General features: G+C 63.9%; 13 protein-coding genes. 6 read left to right on the forward strand and 7 right to left on the reverse strand.

Annotation, left to right across the window (positions count from 1 at the left end; all coding sequences use genetic code 11):
- Nucleotides 1-40: 40 nt before the first annotated feature.
- The 4 genes from NKJ93_RS20990 to pdeM all read left to right on the forward strand — a co-directional run bounded on the left by NKJ93_RS20990 (nucleotide 41) and on the right by pdeM (nucleotide 4,585).
- Entirely contained in the window at nucleotides 41-391 is a 351-nt protein-coding gene (locus NKJ93_RS20990; RefSeq protein ID WP_023719526.1) for a MarR family winged helix-turn-helix transcriptional regulator, read from the forward strand.
- 30 nt (nucleotides 392-421) lie between these two features.
- Nucleotides 422-1,282, forward strand: a complete 861-nt coding sequence (locus NKJ93_RS20995) for a C40 family peptidase (RefSeq protein ID WP_352483226.1) — start codon at nucleotides 422-424, stop codon at nucleotides 1,280-1,282.
- Between the two features lie 67 nt (nucleotides 1,283-1,349).
- Nucleotides 1,350-3,872: a ligase-associated DNA damage response DEXH box helicase gene (locus tag NKJ93_RS21000; protein ID WP_352590865.1), complete on the forward strand. Its 2,523-nt coding sequence runs from the start codon at nucleotides 1,350-1,352 to the stop codon at nucleotides 3,870-3,872.
- A gap of 14 nt (nucleotides 3,873-3,886) precedes the next feature.
- Entirely contained in the window at nucleotides 3,887-4,585 is a 699-nt protein-coding gene (pdeM, locus tag NKJ93_RS21005) for a ligase-associated DNA damage response endonuclease PdeM (protein ID WP_502897786.1), read from the forward strand.
- 6 nt (nucleotides 4,586-4,591) lie between these two features.
- On the opposite strand, the gene NKJ93_RS21010 is transcribed toward pdeM, so the two are convergent.
- From NKJ93_RS21010 to NKJ93_RS21020, 3 genes are read right to left on the reverse strand one after another with little or no spacing between them, the layout of a single operon-like run.
- Complete coding sequence (locus NKJ93_RS21010; RefSeq protein ID WP_023719522.1) at nucleotides 4,592-5,527, reverse strand: dimethyl sulfoxide reductase anchor subunit family protein; 936 nt, start codon at nucleotides 5,525-5,527, stop codon at nucleotides 4,592-4,594.
- Between the two features lie 11 nt (nucleotides 5,528-5,538).
- Entirely contained in the window at nucleotides 5,539-6,273 is a 735-nt protein-coding gene (locus NKJ93_RS21015; protein WP_352590868.1) for a 4Fe-4S dicluster domain-containing protein, read from the reverse strand.
- A complete protein-coding gene (locus NKJ93_RS21020) occupies nucleotides 6,270-9,200 on the reverse strand; it encodes a molybdopterin oxidoreductase family protein (RefSeq protein ID WP_352590871.1) in 2,931 nt (976 codons plus the stop codon). The genes NKJ93_RS21015 and NKJ93_RS21020 overlap by 4 nt, the downstream gene beginning before the upstream one ends.
- 280 nt (nucleotides 9,201-9,480) lie before the next feature.
- Here NKJ93_RS21020 and NKJ93_RS21025 point away from each other — a divergent pair, with 280 nt between their 5' ends.
- On the forward strand, nucleotides 9,481-10,383 hold the full coding sequence (locus NKJ93_RS21025; RefSeq protein WP_023719518.1) for a LysR substrate-binding domain-containing protein: 903 nt from the start codon (nucleotides 9,481-9,483) through the stop codon (nucleotides 10,381-10,383).
- Between the two features lie 5 nt (nucleotides 10,384-10,388).
- On the opposite strand, the gene NKJ93_RS21030 is transcribed toward NKJ93_RS21025, so the two are convergent.
- From NKJ93_RS21030 to NKJ93_RS21045, 4 genes are all read right to left on the reverse strand, one after another.
- Complete coding sequence (locus tag NKJ93_RS21030; RefSeq protein ID WP_352590874.1) at nucleotides 10,389-11,645, reverse strand: Hsp70 family protein; 1,257 nt, start codon at nucleotides 11,643-11,645, stop codon at nucleotides 10,389-10,391.
- A gap of 107 nt (nucleotides 11,646-11,752) precedes the next feature.
- Nucleotides 11,753-12,544 carry a TIGR02186 family protein gene (locus NKJ93_RS21035; protein WP_023719516.1) on the reverse strand — a complete coding sequence of 264 codons (792 nt, stop codon included), beginning with the start codon at nucleotides 12,542-12,544 and terminating at the stop codon, nucleotides 11,753-11,755.
- Nucleotides 12,544-13,467, reverse strand: a complete 924-nt coding sequence (locus NKJ93_RS21040; RefSeq protein ID WP_023719515.1) for a sulfite exporter TauE/SafE family protein — start codon at nucleotides 13,465-13,467, stop codon at nucleotides 12,544-12,546. The genes NKJ93_RS21035 and NKJ93_RS21040 overlap by 1 nt, the downstream gene beginning before the upstream one ends.
- 191 nt (nucleotides 13,468-13,658) lie before the next feature.
- The gene (locus NKJ93_RS21045) at nucleotides 13,659-17,513 is read right to left on the reverse strand and encodes a peptidoglycan-binding protein (protein ID WP_352549131.1); all 3,855 of its coding nucleotides are present in this window, start codon (nucleotides 17,511-17,513) and stop codon (nucleotides 13,659-13,661) included.
- Nucleotides 17,514-18,063: 550 nt separating this feature from the next.
- On the opposite strand from NKJ93_RS21045, the gene NKJ93_RS21050 reads away from it, so the two are divergent.
- Nucleotides 18,064-18,525 (forward strand): MerR family transcriptional regulator, encoded by a 462-nt coding sequence (locus tag NKJ93_RS21050; RefSeq protein ID WP_023719513.1) that lies wholly within the window; start codon nucleotides 18,064-18,066, stop codon nucleotides 18,523-18,525.
- Nucleotides 18,526-18,668: the final 143 nt, after the last annotated feature.

Genomic DNA, 18,668 nt, shown 5'->3' on the forward strand with positions numbered 1-18,668 from the left:
CTGAAACGGAACCGAAACAATTTTCCGTCATGCTGGACGGATGTCGATTATCATGCGTCCAAGTCAGGCCTTGCGACTGTGGCAGCAGGTGGTGCTGTCGCAGGTGCGCGACGACGCACCCGATCTCACCATGCGCCAGACGGCGATCCTGTTCACCATCTATCTCGATCCGCCGCCGCACACGGTGCGCGGTCTGGCTGCCCGCCTCAATGTCACCAAGCCGGTGATCACCCGTGCGCTCGACACGATGGGGGCGCTGAAGTTGGTGTCGCGCCACCGCGACGAGCTCGACAAGCGCAACGTGCTGGTCAGGCGCACAGTCGAAGGTGCGCTCTTTGTCGAACGCTTCGGCGATGTTATCATTGCCAGAGCCCAAGAGCTGCCGATTTGACCAAATTGTCCATTTGAACGAGTTGCCGATTTGACCGCCAGGGATGCCCGCCTCCATGCCTTCCGCTCCGATCTCGCCGATGCCAGGCTGAGAGGCGAGGTCGCCGCCGACCGGTTCGTCGCCGGCCGGCCGGCTCGCATCACCGCTTCCGTGGCCGACATCCGCAAGGCGCCACGGCCGAATGCCGGTGTCAACACACAGCTTCTGTTCGGCGATGACATTCTCGTCTTCGAGGACGCAGAAGGCTGGGCCTGGATCCAGGGCGAATGCGACGGCTATGTCGGCTATGTCGCCGACACGGCGTTGGGCGCTCGGGACCATGCGCCGACCCATATCGTTTCGGTGCCGCGCACCTTTCTCTATCCAGGACCCGACTTGCGCTTTCCGGTGAGCGGGCAATTGTCGATGGGATCATTGGTGACGGTGACGGGCTCAGCCGAAACACGCGGCACGCATTATGCGCTGTTGCCGTCCGGTCAAGCGGTCATCTCGGGTCATCTCAGGCCTGTCGCCGAGGCGGCCGCCGACTACGTTGCTGTTGCCGAGAGCTTTCTCGGCACGCCTTATTTGTGGGGCGGCGCCTCGGGCTTCGGCATCGACTGTTCCGGTCTCGTGCAATTGGCGATGCGCATGGCCGGCAGGCAGGTGCTGCGCGATTCCGACATGCAGGCGGCAACCATCGGCGAGCCGCTCGTTCCGGGGCCGGACTTTTCCGGGCTTCAGCGCGGCGACCTGGTGTTCTGGAAAGGCCACGTCGCTATCATGACCGACGCCGAGACGATAATCCACGCCAATGGCCACACCATGCTGGTATCGCGTGAAGGACTGAGCGAAGCGATCGCCCGTATCGGCTATCTCTATGGCGGTCCGACGGGGTTTCGCCGGCCGTAACGCGAATCGATCACCTTTTGTTCTGATTCTGCTTGGCGATCGCGCGCCGCCGCGCTACCTCTGACGCGTGACAGAGCAGCCGCGCCTTGCCGAACAGAACGCCGCCGTCGTCCTGCCCGAGCCATTCGTCAAATGGTTTGCGGAAAAAGGCTGGTCGCCGCGCGCCCATCAGATCGAATTGCTGGCCAAGGCTCAGGGCGGGCAGTCGGTATTGCTGATCGCCCCGACCGGCGCCGGCAAGACGCTGGCCGGGTTCTTGCCATCGCTGACCGAACTGGCCGGCCGGCCAAGGAGAAGGCCAGGGCAGGCGCATCGCGGCATCCACACGCTGTACATCTCGCCGTTGAAGGCGCTGGCCGTCGACATCGAGCGCAATCTCGGCAAACCCGTCGAAGAGATCGGGCTGCCGGTTACTGTCGAGACGCGCACCGGCGATACGCCCGCACACAAGCGCCAGCGGCAGAAGCTGGCGCCGCCCGACATTCTGCTGACCACGCCCGAGCAATTGGCGCTGCTGATTGCCGCGCCCGACGCCAGGCGCTTCTTCGAGGACCTGCGCTATGTCGTACTCGACGAACTGCATTCGCTGGTGACCTCGAAGCGTGGGCACCTCCTGTCGCTTGGCCTGGCCCGGCTGCGCTCGTTTGTGCCCGCCCTGCAGATGATCGGCCTGTCGGCGACGGTCGCCGAGCCCGACGAATTGCGGCGCTGGCTGGTCAGCCAGAATCCACCGGGGCCGATGGCCGAACTGATCGTCGTCATTGGCGGCGCCAAGCCCGAGATCTCCATTCTCGATTCGGAGGAGCGCGTGCCGTGGGCGGGTCATTCGGCCCGCTACGCAACGCCGGAGATCTACAACGAGATCAAGCGCCACAAGACAACCCTGCTGTTCGTCAACACGCGCAGCCAGGCGGAGCTGCTGTTCCAAGAGTTGTGGCGGGTCAACGAGGACACCTTGCCGATCGCGCTACACCATGGCTCGCTCGACGTCGCCCAGCGCCGGCGCGTCGAGAAAGCGATGGGCGAGAACGCCTTGCGTGCCATCGTCGCCACCTCGACGCTCGACCTCGGCATCGACTGGGGCGACGTCGACCTGGTCGTCCATGTCGGCGCGCCGAAAGGTGCCAGCCGGCTGGCACAGCGCATCGGTCGGGCCAACCACCGTATGGACGAGCCGTCGAAGGCGATCCTGATCCCGGCCAATCGCTTCGAGGTGCTGGAATGCAGGGCGGCGCTCGACGCCAATTATCTGGGCGCCCAGGATACGCCGCCGCTGGTCAATGGCGGGCTCGACGTGCTGGCGCAGCACGTGCTGGGCTGCGCCTGCGGTGCGCCGTTCCAGGCCGATGCGCTGTTCGAGGAAGTGCGAACGGCAGCACCCTATGCCGATCTCGACCGGCCGACATTCGATCGCGTCATCGATTTCGTCGCCACCGGCGGCTATGCGCTGAAGAACTACGAACGCTACGCCCGTATTCGTCTCAACAAGGACGGGCTGTGGCGGGTGTCCAATCCTCGCGTCGCTCAGCAATACCGGCTGAATGTCGGCACCATCATTGAAGTGCCGGCGCTCAACGTGCGCTACGTCCAGGCCGGCAGCAGAGGCGCGGCTTCGCGTGGCGGTCGGGTTCTTGGCAAGATCGAGGAGGCGTTCCTCGAAACGCTGACGCACGGCGACACCTTCATGTTCGCCGGCAAGGTGCTGCGCTTCGAGGGCATCCGCGAGAGTGAGTGCTTCGTCTCGAACGCGCCGGGCAGCGACGCCAAGGTGCCGTACTATGGCGGCGGCAAATTCCCACTTTCGACGTACCTAGCCGAACAGGTGCGCGCCATGCTGGACGATCCGCAGCGCTGGAAGAAGCTGCCGGAGCAGGTCGCCGACTGGCTACGTTTCCAGGCCGACAAGTCGGTGCTGCCGAAACGCGACGATCTGCTGATCGAGACCTTTCCGCGCGGCAACCGCTACTACCTGGTGGCCTATCCGTTCGAGGGCAGGCTGGCGCACCAGACGCTGGGCATGCTGCTGACCCGCCGCCTCGACAGGGCGGGAGCCAGGCCGCTCGGCTTCGTCGCCACCGATTATGCGCTTGCCATATGGTCGCTGGCCGATATGGGTCACATGTTCAGGGCGAAGAAACCGTCGCTGGCTGCGCTCTTCGATCAAGATATGCTGGGCGACGACCTCGAAGCCTGGCTCGCCGGCAGCTGGCTGTTGAAGCGCACCTTTCGCAATTGCGCGCTGATCTCGGGATTGATCGAGAAACGCCACCCGGGCCAGGAGAAGAGCGGCCGCCAGGTGACCGTGTCGACCGACCTCATCTACGACGTGCTGCGCAGCCATGAGCCCGACCACATCCTTTTGCAGGCGACGCGGGCCGATGCCGCGACCGGTCTGCTGGATGTCAGCAGACTTGCCGAGATGCTCTCGCGCGTCCAGGGTCGAATCATGCATAAGAATCTCGAGCAGATATCGCCGCTCGCCGTGCCGATCATGCTTGAGATCGGCAAGATGCCGGTGCACGGCGAGGCCGATGAGACGCTGCTGATGGATGCAGCCACGCTGGTCGAGGAAGCCATGGGGACGAAATGACTGTGGCGCTGGCAATGGCTGCGACTCTGGCGGATACGGGCGCCGTCCGTATCGCTGGCGAACGCGCGATCTGCGACCGCCGCGGCGTGCTCTATTTTCCCGAATTCCGGCTTCTGGCCGTATCCGACCTGCATCTGGAAAAAGGCTCCTCACTGGCCAGGCGCGGCACGCTGGTTCCGCCTTACGATACCGGCGCCACGCTGCTCCGGCTGCAGACGGTGATTGCCGATTATCAGCCTGCGATCGTCATTAGCCTGGGCGACAGTTTTCACGATGGCGGCGGCGCCGCGCGCATGCACGCAAGCTTTCGCGAAAGGCTGGAAGGGCTGATGGTTGGGCGCGACTGGTTCTGGGTCGCCGGCAATCATGACCCGGAAGCACCGGCCGACCTGCCGGGCGACACCGTGCGCGAGCTGGCCATCGGCTCTCTGCTCTTCCGGCACGAGCCTTCGGCGATAAGGGTGGAGGGCGAGATATCAGGCCATCTGCATCCTTGCGCCCGCATCGTCCAGCAAGGCCGTTCGGTGCGGCGGCGCTGCTTTGCCGGCGATGGCGGCCGCATGATCATGCCGGCCTTCGGCGCCTACACCGGTTCGCTCAATCTCCTTGACCGCGCCTATGCCGGGCTGTTCCGCCGCGAAACGCTGATGGCCTATATGCTTGGCACTGAGCGCATCTTCGCGATTTCCCACTCGATGCTCAGGCCGGGCTGAGCTGCCCTATCGTCCGTAATAGAGGGTAACAGTGTGCTTGGCCTCGGCGAAGAACAGCCAGCGCTCCACCAGCATGCCGGCGAGTTGGGCGATTGCGGAGAGTATCGACGAAGCCGCCGCAAAGGGCCACGGCAAGGCAAACGCCGCAATCAGCAGCAAAGCGGGCAAGGCAAAGGCCAGAGCCTGGGTGATCAGCCGCAGCTTTGCGCTGTGCTTGCGTGCGATGCGAAAGCCCATTTCCTTGAGCAGATAGTTTTCCTCGGTATGCGGCCATTCCATCGACCGCACCGTGCCGCCGGAAAGCCCGGTTGCGGTGTTGGCATTGGTCGGGATCTCCAGCCTATCATTGTATCGCCAGGTCGCCAGCTTCAAACCCCAGCCGAGCGCGGTCAGCAACAGGGCAGCCGCCAGAAGCATATTCGAGCCTGCCGCAAATCCCTGCAGCAGGGCGTTGAGCAGTACGCTGCCGGTCATCGCCGAAAAGATCAGATAGCCGGGCAGGGTGAAGCGGCTGTGCCATTGGGCGATCGGCTTCAACGACGCGTAGATCATGCCGGTGGTGCAGACGGTTGCGACCGCGCCGATGGCAGCGAGCAGCCCGGCGACAGCCACCCAGCCGCTCGTACGGCCGAGGACCACCCAGCCAATACCGAACAGTCCCGCCGGCACGAAGGTGGCGACCGAGGCAACGCCTTCGCGCGACAGCCATGAGCTACGCCATTGCGAGAAGGCACGCCAGGCGCGTTCGGGCCGGCCGAGATGGCCGGCCGAGGACAGCAGGCCTGCCGAGATCAGGCCGAGCGACAGCCCCATGCCGGTGAGGCCAAGCCAGAAATCGGGCGGGATAAAGCCCTGTCCGGCCAACACGCCAAGCAGCGCGAGCAGGCCGTAACCGGCGCCCGTGGCGGTGGTGAAAAAGACGACGGAGAAGGCTGGATGCATGAAGGCGCGGGTCAGTTCGAAAGCATGCGGTCGACCCAGCCAAGGAAACCGCCTTCGGCTCGCACCGGCTGGAGCGCCTGTGCCGGCACCGATGCGGCGCGATTGATGTGGGCGCGTGGCGGCAGATATTTGTTGGTCGGCCTGTAGCCCATCTCCGGCATCAGGTCGACACCGCCGCGCTCCGCCACCAGTTGCGAGATAGCCGATGCCGGATCGCCCAGATCGCCGAAATGCCGCGCGCTGGTCGGGCAGGCGGCAACGCAGGCCGGCACGCGGTCTTCCTCCGCCAGATTGTCGTTATAGATGCGGTCGACGCACAGCGTACATTTCTTCATCACGCCGACATCCGTGTCGAATTCGCGCGCGCCGTAGGGGCAGGCCCAGCTGCACAATTTACAGCCGATGCATTTGTCCTCGTCGACCAGCACGATGCCATCCGACGCCCGTTTGTAGGAGGCGCCGGTCGGGCAGACCGTGACGCACGCCGGTGTCTCGCAGTGCAGGCAGGAGCGCGGGAAATTGACCGTGCGCCCACCCATCTCGGTCATGTGCTCATAACTGTGCACGCGGTTGAACCAGACGCCGTCGACATTGCCGCCATAGGGGTCGATGTCGGTTAGCGGCGCCATATGGCCGCCGGTGTTCCATTCCTTGCAGGCGGTGACGCAGGCCTGGCAACCAACGCAGGTGTCGAGGTCGATGACCAGGCCGAGCTTTTTGTCGGTGTGGGCGGGAAGGCAAGTCATTCGGCAGCTTCTCTCTCCCGACGGAATTCGGCGCCGAAACTGAGCTTGTCGGGCGAGGGCTCGAAGTGTGGCGGCTGCCGGAACCGCTCGAATTGCGGCTCGGTGAAGCCAGCTTCCTCGGCCGCGCATTTGACGATGCGCACGCGCAGGTCGAACCATGCCGCCTGGCCGGTGACAGGATCGGAATTCGAATAGCGTTTGCCATTCGCATCGGCAGAGGTCTGGTCGCCGATGATGTGGTTGAGCAGGAAGCCGCGATTGGATTCGGCCGCGTCATCCTTGAGCCCCCAGCTGCCGCGCCGTTTGCCGATCGCGTTCCAGGTCCACACCGTATCGGCGTTGACGCCGTCGATCAGGCTGATCTGCCCCTTGACCTTGCCGTTGATGCTCTCGATCCACACCCAGTCGTCATCGACAAGCCCGAGGCTGGCGGCGGTCCGATTGTGCACGAACAGCCGGTTCTGGCTGGTGATCTGCCTTAGCCACGCATTCTGCGCGCCCCAGGAATGGTACATGTGCATCGGCCGCTGCGTCAGCGCGTGGAGCGGATAGGCTTGGCTATCGACTGCAGCCTCTTCGAAGGGCGCGTACCAGAACGGCAGCGGATCCATATAGGTCTCGATACGGCTGCGCTCCGCCTCCGGCGGCAGCACCCCGCCATGGCCGCGCGCCGCAAGGCGAAAGCGCTGCATCGGCTCGGAATAGAGTTGGAAGACGATCGGCTCGGCCTTCGGGATGAAGCCCATGCTCTCGGCGAATTCGAGATAGGAGCGGTTGGCCATCTTGTAGTAGCGCTGATCGGCGGCGAAATCCTGGTGCCAGAAGCCGCCATTATCGATGTAGCGCTGCAACTGGTCGGGATTGACGTCGCCCTTGCCGACCGAGGCCCCGTCCTTGCCGCGCCAGCCGGCGAGCGGACCGACACCTGGCGTGCGCTCGTGATTGACGATGTAGTCGGCATAGTCGCGGTATTTGGCGGAACCATCGTCGTCGACGAAGCCGGGCAGGCTGAGCCGCGCGCCGAGTTCGATCAGCACCGTCTGGAACGGCCTGACGTCGCGATCCGGCTCGACGACGGGATGGCGGATGGCGTCGCCCGGCCCGTCGGCGTGGCTGATCGGCCGATCGAGCAAACTGATACAGTCATGACGCTCGAGGTAGGTCGTGTCCGGCAGCACCAGATCGGCAAAAGGTACGGTCTCGGAATAATAAGCGTCGGAATAGATGATGAACGGGATCGTGTACTCACCCGACGCATCAATATCGGTCAGCATGGCCATCGTCTCGACGGTATTCATCGACGAGTTCCAAGCCATGTTGGACATGTACATGAACAGAGTGTCGATCGTGTAGGGATCGCCGGCCCAGGCGTTACGGATAACCGTGTGCATGAGCCCGTGTGCGGCCAGCGGCGCATCCCAGGAGTAGGCCTTGTCGATACGGATCGGTTTGCCGCCTTCGTCGATCAGCAGGTCCCCCGGTCCGCAGACGAAACCGAGCGGCATGCCCTCGAGCGGCGTCATCGGCTTCACATTCTTGCCGGCTGGCTTCGGACCCGGCGGTGCAGACCGTGGATAAGGCGGTTTGAAGCGAAAGCCGCCCGGCACGTCCACCGTGCCGAGAAGCACCTGAAGCAGATGAATGGCGCGGCAAGAGTGAAAACCGTTCGAATGGGCCGAGATGCCGCGCATCGCATGCATCGACACCGGCCGGCCCTTGATGGTCTCGTGCCGGCGGCCGGCCCAGTCCGTCCACGCCACCGGCAATTCGATTTGCTGTTCGAAGGCGACATGAGCGAGTTCGGCGGCGATCCTGCGGATGGTATCGGCGGAGATGCCGCACCGGTCAGTGACCGCCTCGGGTGAATAGCTCTCATCCAGATAGCGGTCGGCGACGAGTTGGAAGACCGGCACGCAACGGCGGCCGTCGACGAGAAAGCTGCCGGTCAGTGCGGGCTTCGCGTCGGCGTCACTGGCATTGACTGGCATCTTCGCCACCCTGTCCCAAGCCAGCGGATTGCCGTCGCCGTCGCGCATGAACAGCCCGTCATCGACGGCTCCAGGCTCCTGAATGACGAGGCCGTGGGCGTTGGTGTAGCGCAAGAGGTAGTCGAGATCGACGCGGCCTGCCTTCAGCAATTCGTGGATGAGTGCAAACACGAACAGGCCGTCGGTGCCGGGCCGGATGCCGATCCAGTCGTCGGCAATCGCGTTGTAGCCGGTGCGGCAGGGGTTGATCGAGACCACCTTGGCGCCGCGTGCCTTGAGCTTGCCGAGACCGATCTTGATCGGATTGGAATCATGATCCTCGGCAACCCCGAACAGCATGAAGTACTTGGTGTTGTCCCAGTCGGGCTCGCCGAACTCCCAGAACGAGCCGCCGATCGTGTAGAGGCCGCCGGCCGCCATGTTGACCGAGCAGAAGCCGCCATGGGCGGCAAAGTTCGGTGTGCCGAACTGGCTCGCCCACCAGCCGGTCAGCGATTGCGACTGGTCGCGCCCGGTGAAGAAGGCGAGTTTCTTCGGATCGGTTCGGCGGATATTCGAAAGCCGCTTCGTCGCGATCGACAAAGCTTCCTCCCACTCGATCTCGCGGAACTCACCCGAGCCGCGCGGGCCGGTGCGTAGCAGCGGCTTCTTCAGCCGGGCCGGGCTGTAGTGCTGCATGATGCCGGCGCTGCCCTTGCCGCACAACACGCCGCGGTTGACCGGATGGTCCTTGTTGCCGTTGATGTAGCGGACTTTGCCGTCTTTGATGTGGACGTCGATGCCGCAGCGGCAGGCGCACATATAGCAGGTGGTCTTGGCAATGCTGTCGGAGACATCAGGCGAAGTATCGACGCCGTCGCCTTCGGCGGGCGCGCGCGTATCGGCAAGCGGCCGTTGGGATGGTGCTGAGTTGGCGCCGCGTAGCGGTTTGTTGGTCATGATCCGGCGATGTTTTTGCGTTCCGCGGCCTTGGCTCTCGTCTTCGGGCCTGGGCCGCGCATGTAATGCTGTTCCGGACGATCGCGCTCACCGACGAGCCGCCACCGCAGGCTGCAGGACCAGTGCGTGAACACGGATTTGAACAGCCTCACCAATTTCTACCCTCGACTGTTCTGGCGCGACTTTTTTCCAATTTCGGGCTAAAATTTAGAACAAAGCAATCAATCTGTCTAACAACTTGCTCTTGTAATTCCAATCGGATTTGCTTCTTAATGCTGGCATGACTCTGGACCAATTGCGGATCTTCGTCGCCGTCGCCGAACGGGCGCACATGACCAAAGCGGCCGACTTGTTAGGCATTTCACAGTCGGCCGCGTCCGCCGCCATCCGCTCGCTCGAACAGCAGCACGGCGTGCAGTTGTTCAACCGAGTGGGCCGCAATATCGAGCTCGCCGAGACCGGACGCCGGTTCCTGCCGGAGGCCAAGGCGGTTCTCGAGCGGGCGGCGGCCGCCCACAACGTGCTGGAGCATGTCTCGCAGACGATATCAGGCAGTCTCTCGATCGCTGCCAGCCAGACCATCGCCAGCTATTGGCTGCCGCGCCGGCTCGCTTCTTTCCACGAAGCCTATCCTGCCGTCAGGCTGAGCGTGAGCATTGGCAACACCAGGCAGGTCGAGACCAATGTACTTGATGGCGCAGCCGATTTTGGCCTGGTCGAGGGGCGCACCGAATCCGACATTTTGCGGCGTGCCAAGGTCGATATCGATCGCATGATGCTGGTCGTGGCGCGCTCGCACCCTGAGATCGCGGAAGTTTCGCCTGGGCATCCCGACCTTGGCGGGCTTCGCTGGATCATTCGCGAAGGCGGGTCGGGCACGCGCGAGGCGCTGGAGGACCTTGCCCGACGCGACGGGATTTCGTTCGCGGACCTACAGATATTCCTGGTATTGCCGAGCAATGAGGCTATTCGCCAGGCGGTCGAGGCCGGCGCCGGCGCCAGCATCATTTCGGAACTCGTCGTCGCGCGCGCGGTCGCCGAAGGCAGTCTGCGTTCCGTGCCGATCGATCTGCCGAAGCGCGAATTTGCCATGATCACGCATCGCGACCGGCAGCCAAGCCTGGCCCAGATGGCGCTCAAGGCGCATCTCGGCGGCAAAGCTGAGAGAGCCGCGCCGCTTTAAGCCGATCAGGCGAACTTCCGCTGTGCGTCGAGCGCCAGCCCAAGCCCGACTGAGCCGAACACATCGCCTTCGATAACCGACGCCTGCGGCACCAGAGCCAGGATCTGCTGCCTGGCCAGCGGGATCGCGGTCGATCCGCCGGTCAGGAACACCGCCGTGATGTCGGAGGGCTTCACCTGCGCGTCGCGGACGGTCTGCTTGACGGTACCTGCAACGCGCTCAATATCCCGAGCGATAGTGGCTTCGAGACCTTCGCGCGTGATCTCTGCCGTGAACCTCACCTCCGGTAGCGCGACCTCGATACCGGCCGACGATCGATCCGTCAGCTCGATCTTGGCCCTTTCGACCAGCGCCGCCAGCGCGTGGCCGTAACGATGCTCGACGATGTGGATGAAGCGGTCGACCAGGTCTGCGCGCTCTACCTCGTAGCGGATCTGGCGAAGATGCGTCATCGCCCTTGCGGTATAGACCAGGTTGATGCGCTGCCATGTCGCCAGGTCGATGAAGTAGCTCGCCGGCAGATTGCGCTTGCCATCCTTAGTCGACGTCAGATAGCCGAGCTGAGGCATCACATGGGCGATGCTCAGCAGCCGATCGAAGTCGGTGCCGCCGATGTGGATGCCGCGGCTGGCCAGGATGTCGTCCTTGCGGTCGAGCGAGCGGGCGCGCTCGGGCGAGACCCGCACGATCGAGAAATCGGACGTGCCGCCGCCCATGTCGATGATCAGCGCCAGTTCCTCGCGCGTCACCTTCTGTTCGTAGTCGAGTGCCGCCGCGATCGGCTCGAATTGGAAGGCGATGTGCTTGAAGCCCTGAGCGCGAGCGGCATTTTCGAGTTCGTGCTCGGCCTCGGCGTCGGCCCCGGCGTCGTCGTCTACGAACTGTACCGGCCGTCCGATTACGACGCTTTCGACTGTGTCGAGGGCGTTTTCTTCGAGCTTCTTTTTCAGGTGGCCGACAAATAGGCTGACAATTTCCATGAAGCCGATCGAGCGCGCCTTGATGCGCGTCTTTTCGTGAGCGAGCGAGCTGCCGAGAACGCTCTTCAGCGAGCGCATCAGGCGGCCTTCGATACTGTCCGTATAGTTGGCGATGGCGCGTCGCCCGAAATAGGTGCGGTTGTCCTCGAAATTGAAGAACACCGCACTGGGCAGAGTGACTTGGCCGTCTTCCAAGGCCACCAGCCGCGGCTGCCCGTTCCTGACCACGCTCACGGTGGAATTCGAAGTGCCGAAGTCGATACCGGCAAATGCTGGTCGCATCGTGCGTTCCTATATTCTGATTTGGGGAGCAGCAGCTCGTGCCCGGTCGGACCGGGGATCGCGGTCTAGCCCATACCCTCGGAAAGGGAAACCACTTTTACGAGAGTTCAGTCTTTCCTGAAGACCAGTCTTCCGAGCCAGCCTGTCAGCATGGCCAGCGATACGGCAAAGACACCGTAGAGGAAGGAGTAGTCGTGGGCGACGCGGAAGATCGACTGTTCGAAACCGGACTTGCGGATTTCGAGCTGGGCGGAGCTTTCCTTGATGAACAGGCCGCTCTTGAACAGGAAGGCGCGCGCCTTGTGGGTGCCGACCGGAACGTTGGGAGCGAGCCTGACGGTGGCGCGGAACAGGTTCTGCGACAGGAACTGCACACCGCCGACATTCTCGCTGTAGAGGCCTGTTGCCGCCTTGCGCTCGCGCAGCGCGGCGGTGAACTCCTCGATTGTCGCCGGGCTGTCCTCGGCGTCGGCCGGCTGCAAATAGAGGTTGGAGGCGCCAAGCGACAGCTGCTTGTAGCTGTTCGGATCGGTGACGTCCTGCAGCGGCCGCGTCGTCGCCACAGAATAGGAGACAGGTACGTTTTCGAAGGTCTCCGACTCCAGATTGACCCAGACGCCGAGCACCCGGTCCTTGCGGCGCACGACGACCGGTCGGGCCGGGCCTTCCAGCACAACGATCACGTCGTAGCGCCCTTGCCGTGCGACAAGCGGATCGGCATTTTCCAGCGATCCGAAGATGGTCAGGTCGGCGCCGGAAAAGCCGGCGGTAATCGAGACATTGTCGGTGGAAAGGCCGATCTGGATGTTTTCGGTTAGTGGCGTCTGTGCCTTCGCCGCTGACGCCGCGGCCAGCAGCGACAGCAAGGCGGCGGCCGCGAGCGTCCTCAAGCCAGCCATCAGCTCAGGCCCACGCCGGACAGCGAATAGAGATTGGGAGGCGTGACGAAAAGATCGATGGCGAGCCGGATGGCGACCGCCAGCACAAGCAGCGCCAGCAGCGCCCTGAGTTGTTCGCCCCGCAGCCTCTGACCGGCCTTGGCGCCATATTGTGCGCCGGCGACGCCGCCTGCCATCAACAGGAAGGCGAGCATGACGTCGACCGTCTGGTTGGTGGTGGCGTGGACCAGCGTGGTGTAAGCCGAGGTGAAGATGATCTGGAACAGCGAGGTGCCGATGACGACGTTGGTCGGCACTTTCAAAAGGTAGATCAGGGCCGGCACCATGATGAAGCCGCCGCCGACGCCCATGATCGACGATAGGAAGCCAATCGCCGCGCCCAGCCCAAGCACCGGAATGACGCTGACGAAGAGCTTCGAGGCCCTGAACCGCATCTTCAGCGGCAGGCGGTGGATCCAGTTGTGCTGGCCGGATTTCTTCAACACCGGTGCGGCGCCGCTGCGGGTGACGCGCAGCGCATTGATACTCTCGACCAGCATCAGCCCGCCGACAGTGCCGAGCAGCACGACGTAGAGCAGCGAGATGAACAGATCGAGCTGGCCGAGTCGGCGCAGGAACGCAAAGACATAGATGCCGCCGGTCGAGCCGACGATGCCGCCGGCCAAAAGCACGCCGCCGAGCTTGAAGTCGAGCGTGCCGCGCTTCATGTGCGACAGGGCGCCGGAGAAGGAGGAAGCGATGACCTGGTTGGCGCCGGTGGCGACCGCAATCGCGGGCGGTATGTTGTAGAAGATCAGCAGCGGCGTGATGAGAAAGCCGCCGCCCACGCCGAACATGCCCGACAGGAAACCCACCGCTGCGCCCATGGCCAGCAGCACGAAGACGTTAACGGAAATTTCCGCGATCGGGAGATAGATGCCCACCCGTCAGTCTCGATCAGTTTGCCTCCTGGCGAATGCAACCGTTGCGGGCATTTTGCGCCAGAAGGCTATCTCGTTCTTGCGCCGGCCGGGCGGTGAAGTCAAACTTCGTCGCACCGCCGAAACAAAAAACAACTCAATCAGTTAACAGGCAAATCTGTGGCAAGGGCGTCGCGGAAACGACGCATCCGCCGTTATTTGCGCGCGAGCAACGCCTTGACCAGCTTTTCGTCGATCGCGCCGGTTGCCTTCATGTCGTTGTCGGTCTGGAAGGCCATGATCGCGTTCTTGGTTTTCCGGCCCATCATGCCGTCGGGATTGCCGGCCTCGTAGCCGTTCTTGTTGAGGATGCGCTGGATGTTCTGGACCGCTTTCTTCATGTCGATGCCGGCCGTCGTCTGCGGTGTGCCGTCCTGCCACGATTCAGGAATGTCGGCCGAATTGGCGGCTGGATCGAGCGGCTTGGCCTTCCACAGCTCGGCCGCGGCACGCGTACGCTCCAGCTGCTCGGGTCTCAGGGCTTTGGCGATCTCGTCGCGCTTGGCCGCCGCATCCTTGTCGCCGGTCTTGGCGACGAGCGCGAACCATTTGTAGCTCTCCTCGAGGTTCTGCTTCATGCCGACGCCCTTCGCCGCAAGGATGCCGAGATTGAACTGGCTGTCCTTGACGCCGAGGTCCGCCGCCGCCTGGAACCAGCGCGCTGCCGATTCATTGTCGGTCACGCCATCCGCCGCCATCGCAAACAGCACGGCCAGATTGTGCATGGCGCTGGCGTTGCCCTGCTCTGCGGCAAGCTGGTACCAGGTCTTCGCTTTTTTGATGTCGCGTGCGACGCCGATGCCCTTCTCGTAGAAATTGCCGATGCGGTATTCTGCCGGTGCGAAACCGAGATCGGCAGCTTTCTCGTACCATTTGGCCGCCGCTGCCATGTCTTCCTTGACGCCGCGCGACTCGGCGTAGCGCGAGCCGATCTCGAACAGTGCCTTGGCGTCGCCGCCGGCCGCTGCATCGCGCAGGGCGGCCGGACCGACACCGGCCGGAACCTCGATCTTGGCAACGCTTGCCGCGGCAGCATCTGCCGGCGGCACCGTGCCCGTCGTGTCCTGCGTCGCAGCTGTGGTGGTAGCAGGCGCGGCAGCCATTGGCTCGGCGTCGCTGGCCGTCGCCGCTGCCGGTGCGGGCACTGCGGCCGTGGCGTCTGGCGCCGCCATGTCAGGGGCTGCCGCGGGGGCTGTCGATGCCTCGGTTGCCGGTGTGGCGGGGCCGGTTTGCGCCGCCGTGTCGTCCTTGGTCGTCGCTGCGGACGGCTCTGCCTGCCTGACGATGGAGGACGGCGCGCTATCCTGCGCTGCCGTCTGCGCGTCCGCCTTCGGTTCGCTGGCAACGCTGGCCAATGCAGTCTCCACCGGCTGTGCGGCCACAGCCGGCGCCGCGTCATTGTTGGCGACTTCGACCGGATCGGAGAAGAAGGCTTTGCCCAGTTGCAGGCCGGCAAGCGCCAGCATGATGGCAATTGCCCCCATCAGGATCGGCTTGCGCCGCGCCTTGAGCAGGTCGCCTATCCTGAGCGCCTTGACCGGGCCTTTCATCGTCGACTGGCGCTTAAGGGCGTCCGCCTCGGCGGCCGCCGCTTGCGCAGCCCGTCTGGCTGCCGCGATGAAGTCCGATTTCGCCGCTTCGGCGCCGCCTTCGCGGGCCGGCTGCCCGCGCTCGTCGCGCACACGTTTCATGATGGCGCTGAGGTCGGGGGCGCCGGAGCCGGGTTCCAATGGCCGATTGGCGACCTTGGGGTCGAGCGGCTCGTCCAGATCGACGCTCGGTATTTCGACGCTCGACGCCGAGCCGGCAAGCGGCGGCATCTCGGCCTCCTTCTTGCCCTTCAAGGCGCGCGCCAGCCCGCCTAACATCGATTTCCTGCCGCCGCCGTGCTCGGTTTTTTCATGCGTCGTGTCTGAACCGAGGGCCGCCAGGGCGGCTGCCGCGGCCGCCTCGGCCGGCGTACGCGGACCTGGCTCGTCGCGCACGAGCGCCGCGGTGCGACCGTCCAGATCGGCCATGTTGCCCGTTAACGGCAGCGGCTGGTCGATGTCCATCGACGGTGCGTCCTGCACCGAGATCTTGGATGCCCGGCCGAAGCGTTTGCTCAACTCTGCGCTTGCCGGTTCGCCGGTCTCCAGTGAACCTAGCCTGTCAACAATCTTGAGCAGCGTGTCGTGGATAGCCTCGAACGTCCTTGAATTGCGCTCGTCCGAACGGCGCGTCAGCGCCTCGAGCGTCTTCAGGTCCTGGGCGAGGCCGGTAACGGCCGCCGTGTTGGCGCTTGATCCGGCCAGCGAGCGGACGGCGCTCTCGGCCGCCTCGCGCGCCGCGCCGAGGATGGAATCGCGGGTTCCGGCCAGCGACTTCTCGATCTCGTTGAGGCGCGGGCTGATGTCGTCGAATTCCGGCAGCGGCGTGCCGGGCTTGGAAAGATGCGCCGTCAGGCCCGCGACCTGCGCTTCGAGGCTGCGGATCAACGCCGGGTCGATGCTGGCGACCTGTGCCGCGGACGAATCCAGCCGGCTTGAAATGTCTTCGAGCCGGCTCTCCAGGCCGCGGATCGCCGCCTCGCTGGCGGGATCTGGAACGCGCGTCTCCATCCGCTTGGCCAGCGCGGTGAAGCGGGCGTCGATGGCATCCATGATGCCGGCGCTGTCGACCTGCGGCATGCGCTGATCCAGCCTGTCGGCGACTTCGTCCAACCGGCGCTCAAGGTCGCGAAACAGCATGTTGCCTTGTTCGATGGCGTCGCCCTGGCGACGTTCCATCATGCTGGACAGCACATCGAAGCGCTGCTCGAGCCCCTGGAAGATGTAGTCGGCGTCGGGCATGGCAGGTGCATGGTCGATCTTGTCGGCGATAAGCGCGACTTGCCTGGCAAGGCGCTCCATAGCTTGTTCCGGCAGATTGGCTCGGCCGGCCAGCTCATCCACGCGGCTCGACAATGTGTTGAGACGGTCGATGACCTCCCGGCCCGGACGATCCTGCGACACTTCTTCGATTTGCTGGGCCAGTGAATCGATCCGCTTCTCGATGCGTTCGAAGGGCTCGGGGTCGAACGAATTGGCTTGCGCGGCAACCGTCGAGGCGACGATCGCGCGGGAAATCTCGTCGAGCCGCTCGTCGATCTGACTGAATGTGTCGCTGCCGCGATTGTCCTGCTGGCGGGCGAAATGGTCGACCGCTCCGGCAAGCATGCGGACCTTTTCCTCCAGCGAGCGCAGCGACAGCGATTCCGGCAGATTGCTGACGGCATTGCTGATCTGTTCGAGCCGCTCGGTCAGGGCCGACAGGCCGGGCGCGTCGGAGCGCTTGCGCTGATCGGCGTCGACGCGGTCCTCGAAGGCGCTCCAGCGGCGGTCGAAATCGTCCCAGCGGCGGCCCACTGCCTGCACGCTCTCGTCGCGCGCCAGCGTATCGAGAGCTGCCTTGACCTGCTCAAGCTCGAGCCGCAACATATTGACGCTTCTGTCGTCGCTTTTTTCGGCCAGCGTCTGGATGGCGCCGGAAAGCCGCTCGAATTCGACGCCGAGTTCGGCGCTGCCCTTGCCGCCGCCATTTGACTGGTAGGCTCGCTCGATATTCTTGCGCAGTGCGTCGAACTCGCGTTGCAGGCCGGAGGTCATCTGCTGGCGAAGCTCTTCGCGCAGGCCGCGCAATTCGCCAGCGATCTTGCCGGCTAGGGCGACGCCGTCCTCCTGGCCGCGCACCCGGTCGATATCGCGGGCGATCGCCTGGTAGTTCTGGTCGACGGCCGCCGCTGGACCTTTCGGCCGCTGCGCGTCGCGTGGGTCCTCGTACCGGCGCTGCTGGCCATAGGGTTGGGCACTAGGATAGCGCGGTTCTGCCGCTGGTCGGCGTGGACCGGGATGGCTTGCAGTCTCCTCGCGCGTCCGCTCCAGTCGCTGCTCCAGCGTTTCCAGGGAACGGTTGAGCTCTTCAAGCGTCGTGTGCGGCCTGCGCTGCCTGCCGGCGTTGAGTGTATCGAGGTAGGACCGCTTGCTGTTCATCAATGCGCCCGTTTCAGAATTGCTGGCTTTCACCAGGTTCCCAAAGTCCTGCCGGGACGAACGCGACTGCTTGGCTTGTTGCAGTGGAAGACGAGCTTCCCGGGTCTTACCCGCGCTCCGAAAAACCGTGAAAAATTCAATACAGGATAAACACGGGTAACCGACATGCGCACATTTCGCCCCAACGTGGTAAACAACGCGTTAACCAAGCTTAAGAAGTTGCAACTTTGTCGACTGGCTGCGGACGGCGCCGGGTGTCTTTTTGGACGCACAAAAGACGCTGTAGAATTTTGATCAGCCGCATGATCGCTCCCGAAATCGGCCACGACTTTTAGGTTATCCACCGGCGCTGCGGCATAAAGTTCCAAGCCCAGAACGCTCTTGCGTCGTAAGGCGGCTATCGATATAGCATTGACGTAAACGTAAACGAGCGGATTACGCCGTTTGCGATTTGTTTGTTGAAACCACGAGTGGAAGCACGCCCCCGCTTTCACTCAGGCGACGCAAGGTCCGCGACCGCGACGCCACCAGACGGGGAAAGCCAGTGACCATGAAACTTATTTCGCCCGGCCAAGCCGCGGCCAATACCAACGATATGTCGAGCGAAGCCGGTGAAGAGCTTGTCCGCATCGGCGAAATGGCCAAGAAATACGGAGTGACGCTGCGCACGCTGCGTTTCTATGAGGACAAGGGTCTACTCAACCCGCAGCGTGACGGCTCAACCCGTCTCTATACACGCCGCGACAGGGCCCGGCTGAAACTGATCTTGCTCGGCCGCAAGGTCGGGTTCTCGCTGCGTGACGTCAAGCAGATGATGGACCTCTACGATCCGAACGGCTCCAACACCAAGCAGTTGCGGTTGGCGCTCGACAAGTCGGAGAAGCAGCTTGCCCGCCTGCAGAAGCAGCGGGCGTTGATCGATGACGCCATCAGCGAACTGAGTGCCTCGATGTCGACCGTCCGGCAAATGCTGATCGAGCGCTCGGCGCCGCAGGCCAGCGTGGCGAGCTAAACTAAACCTGCCGATTTCTGACGAATGAGAACCGGGGGGGGGGGGGGGGGGGGGGGGGGGGGGGGGGGGGGGGGGGGGCGGGGGGGGGGGGGGGGGGGGGGGGGGGGGTCTTGGAGAGAAGAGAAGAAGAAATATGATAAAAA

Origin of the sequence: Mesorhizobium sp. M0028, from assembly GCF_040323855.1 — a bacterium.
Taxonomy (GTDB): domain Bacteria; phylum Pseudomonadota; class Alphaproteobacteria; order Rhizobiales; family Rhizobiaceae; genus Mesorhizobium.

Excerpts from the sequence above, each read along its gene's own strand:
- NKJ93_RS21050 (WP_023719513.1), top strand. The coding sequence starts at position 18,064 with ATGAAACTTATTTCGCCCGGCCAAGCCGCGGCCAATACCAACGATATG.
- NKJ93_RS21010 (WP_023719522.1), bottom strand. The coding sequence starts at position 5,527 with ATGCATCCAGCCTTCTCCGTCGTCTTTTTCACCACCGCCACGGGCGCC.
- NKJ93_RS21025 (WP_023719518.1), top strand. The coding sequence starts at position 9,481 with ATGACTCTGGACCAATTGCGGATCTTCGTCGCCGTCGCCGAACGGGCG.
- NKJ93_RS21030 (WP_352590874.1), bottom strand. The coding sequence starts at position 11,645 with ATGCGACCAGCATTTGCCGGTATCGACTTCGGCACTTCGAATTCCACC.
- NKJ93_RS21015 (WP_352590868.1), bottom strand. The coding sequence starts at position 6,273 with ATGACTTGCCTTCCCGCCCACACCGACAAAAAGCTCGGCCTGGTCATC.
- pdeM (WP_502897786.1), top strand. The coding sequence starts at position 3,887 with ATGGCTGCGACTCTGGCGGATACGGGCGCCGTCCGTATCGCTGGCGAA.
- NKJ93_RS21045 (WP_352549131.1), bottom strand. The coding sequence starts at position 17,513 with ATGAACAGCAAGCGGTCCTACCTCGATACACTCAACGCCGGCAGGCAG.
- NKJ93_RS21020 (WP_352590871.1), bottom strand. The coding sequence starts at position 9,200 with ATGACCAACAAACCGCTACGCGGCGCCAACTCAGCACCATCCCAACGG.
- NKJ93_RS20990 (WP_023719526.1), top strand. The coding sequence starts at position 41 with ATGTCGATTATCATGCGTCCAAGTCAGGCCTTGCGACTGTGGCAGCAG.
- NKJ93_RS21035 (WP_023719516.1), bottom strand. The coding sequence starts at position 12,544 with ATGGCTGGCTTGAGGACGCTCGCGGCCGCCGCCTTGCTGTCGCTGCTG.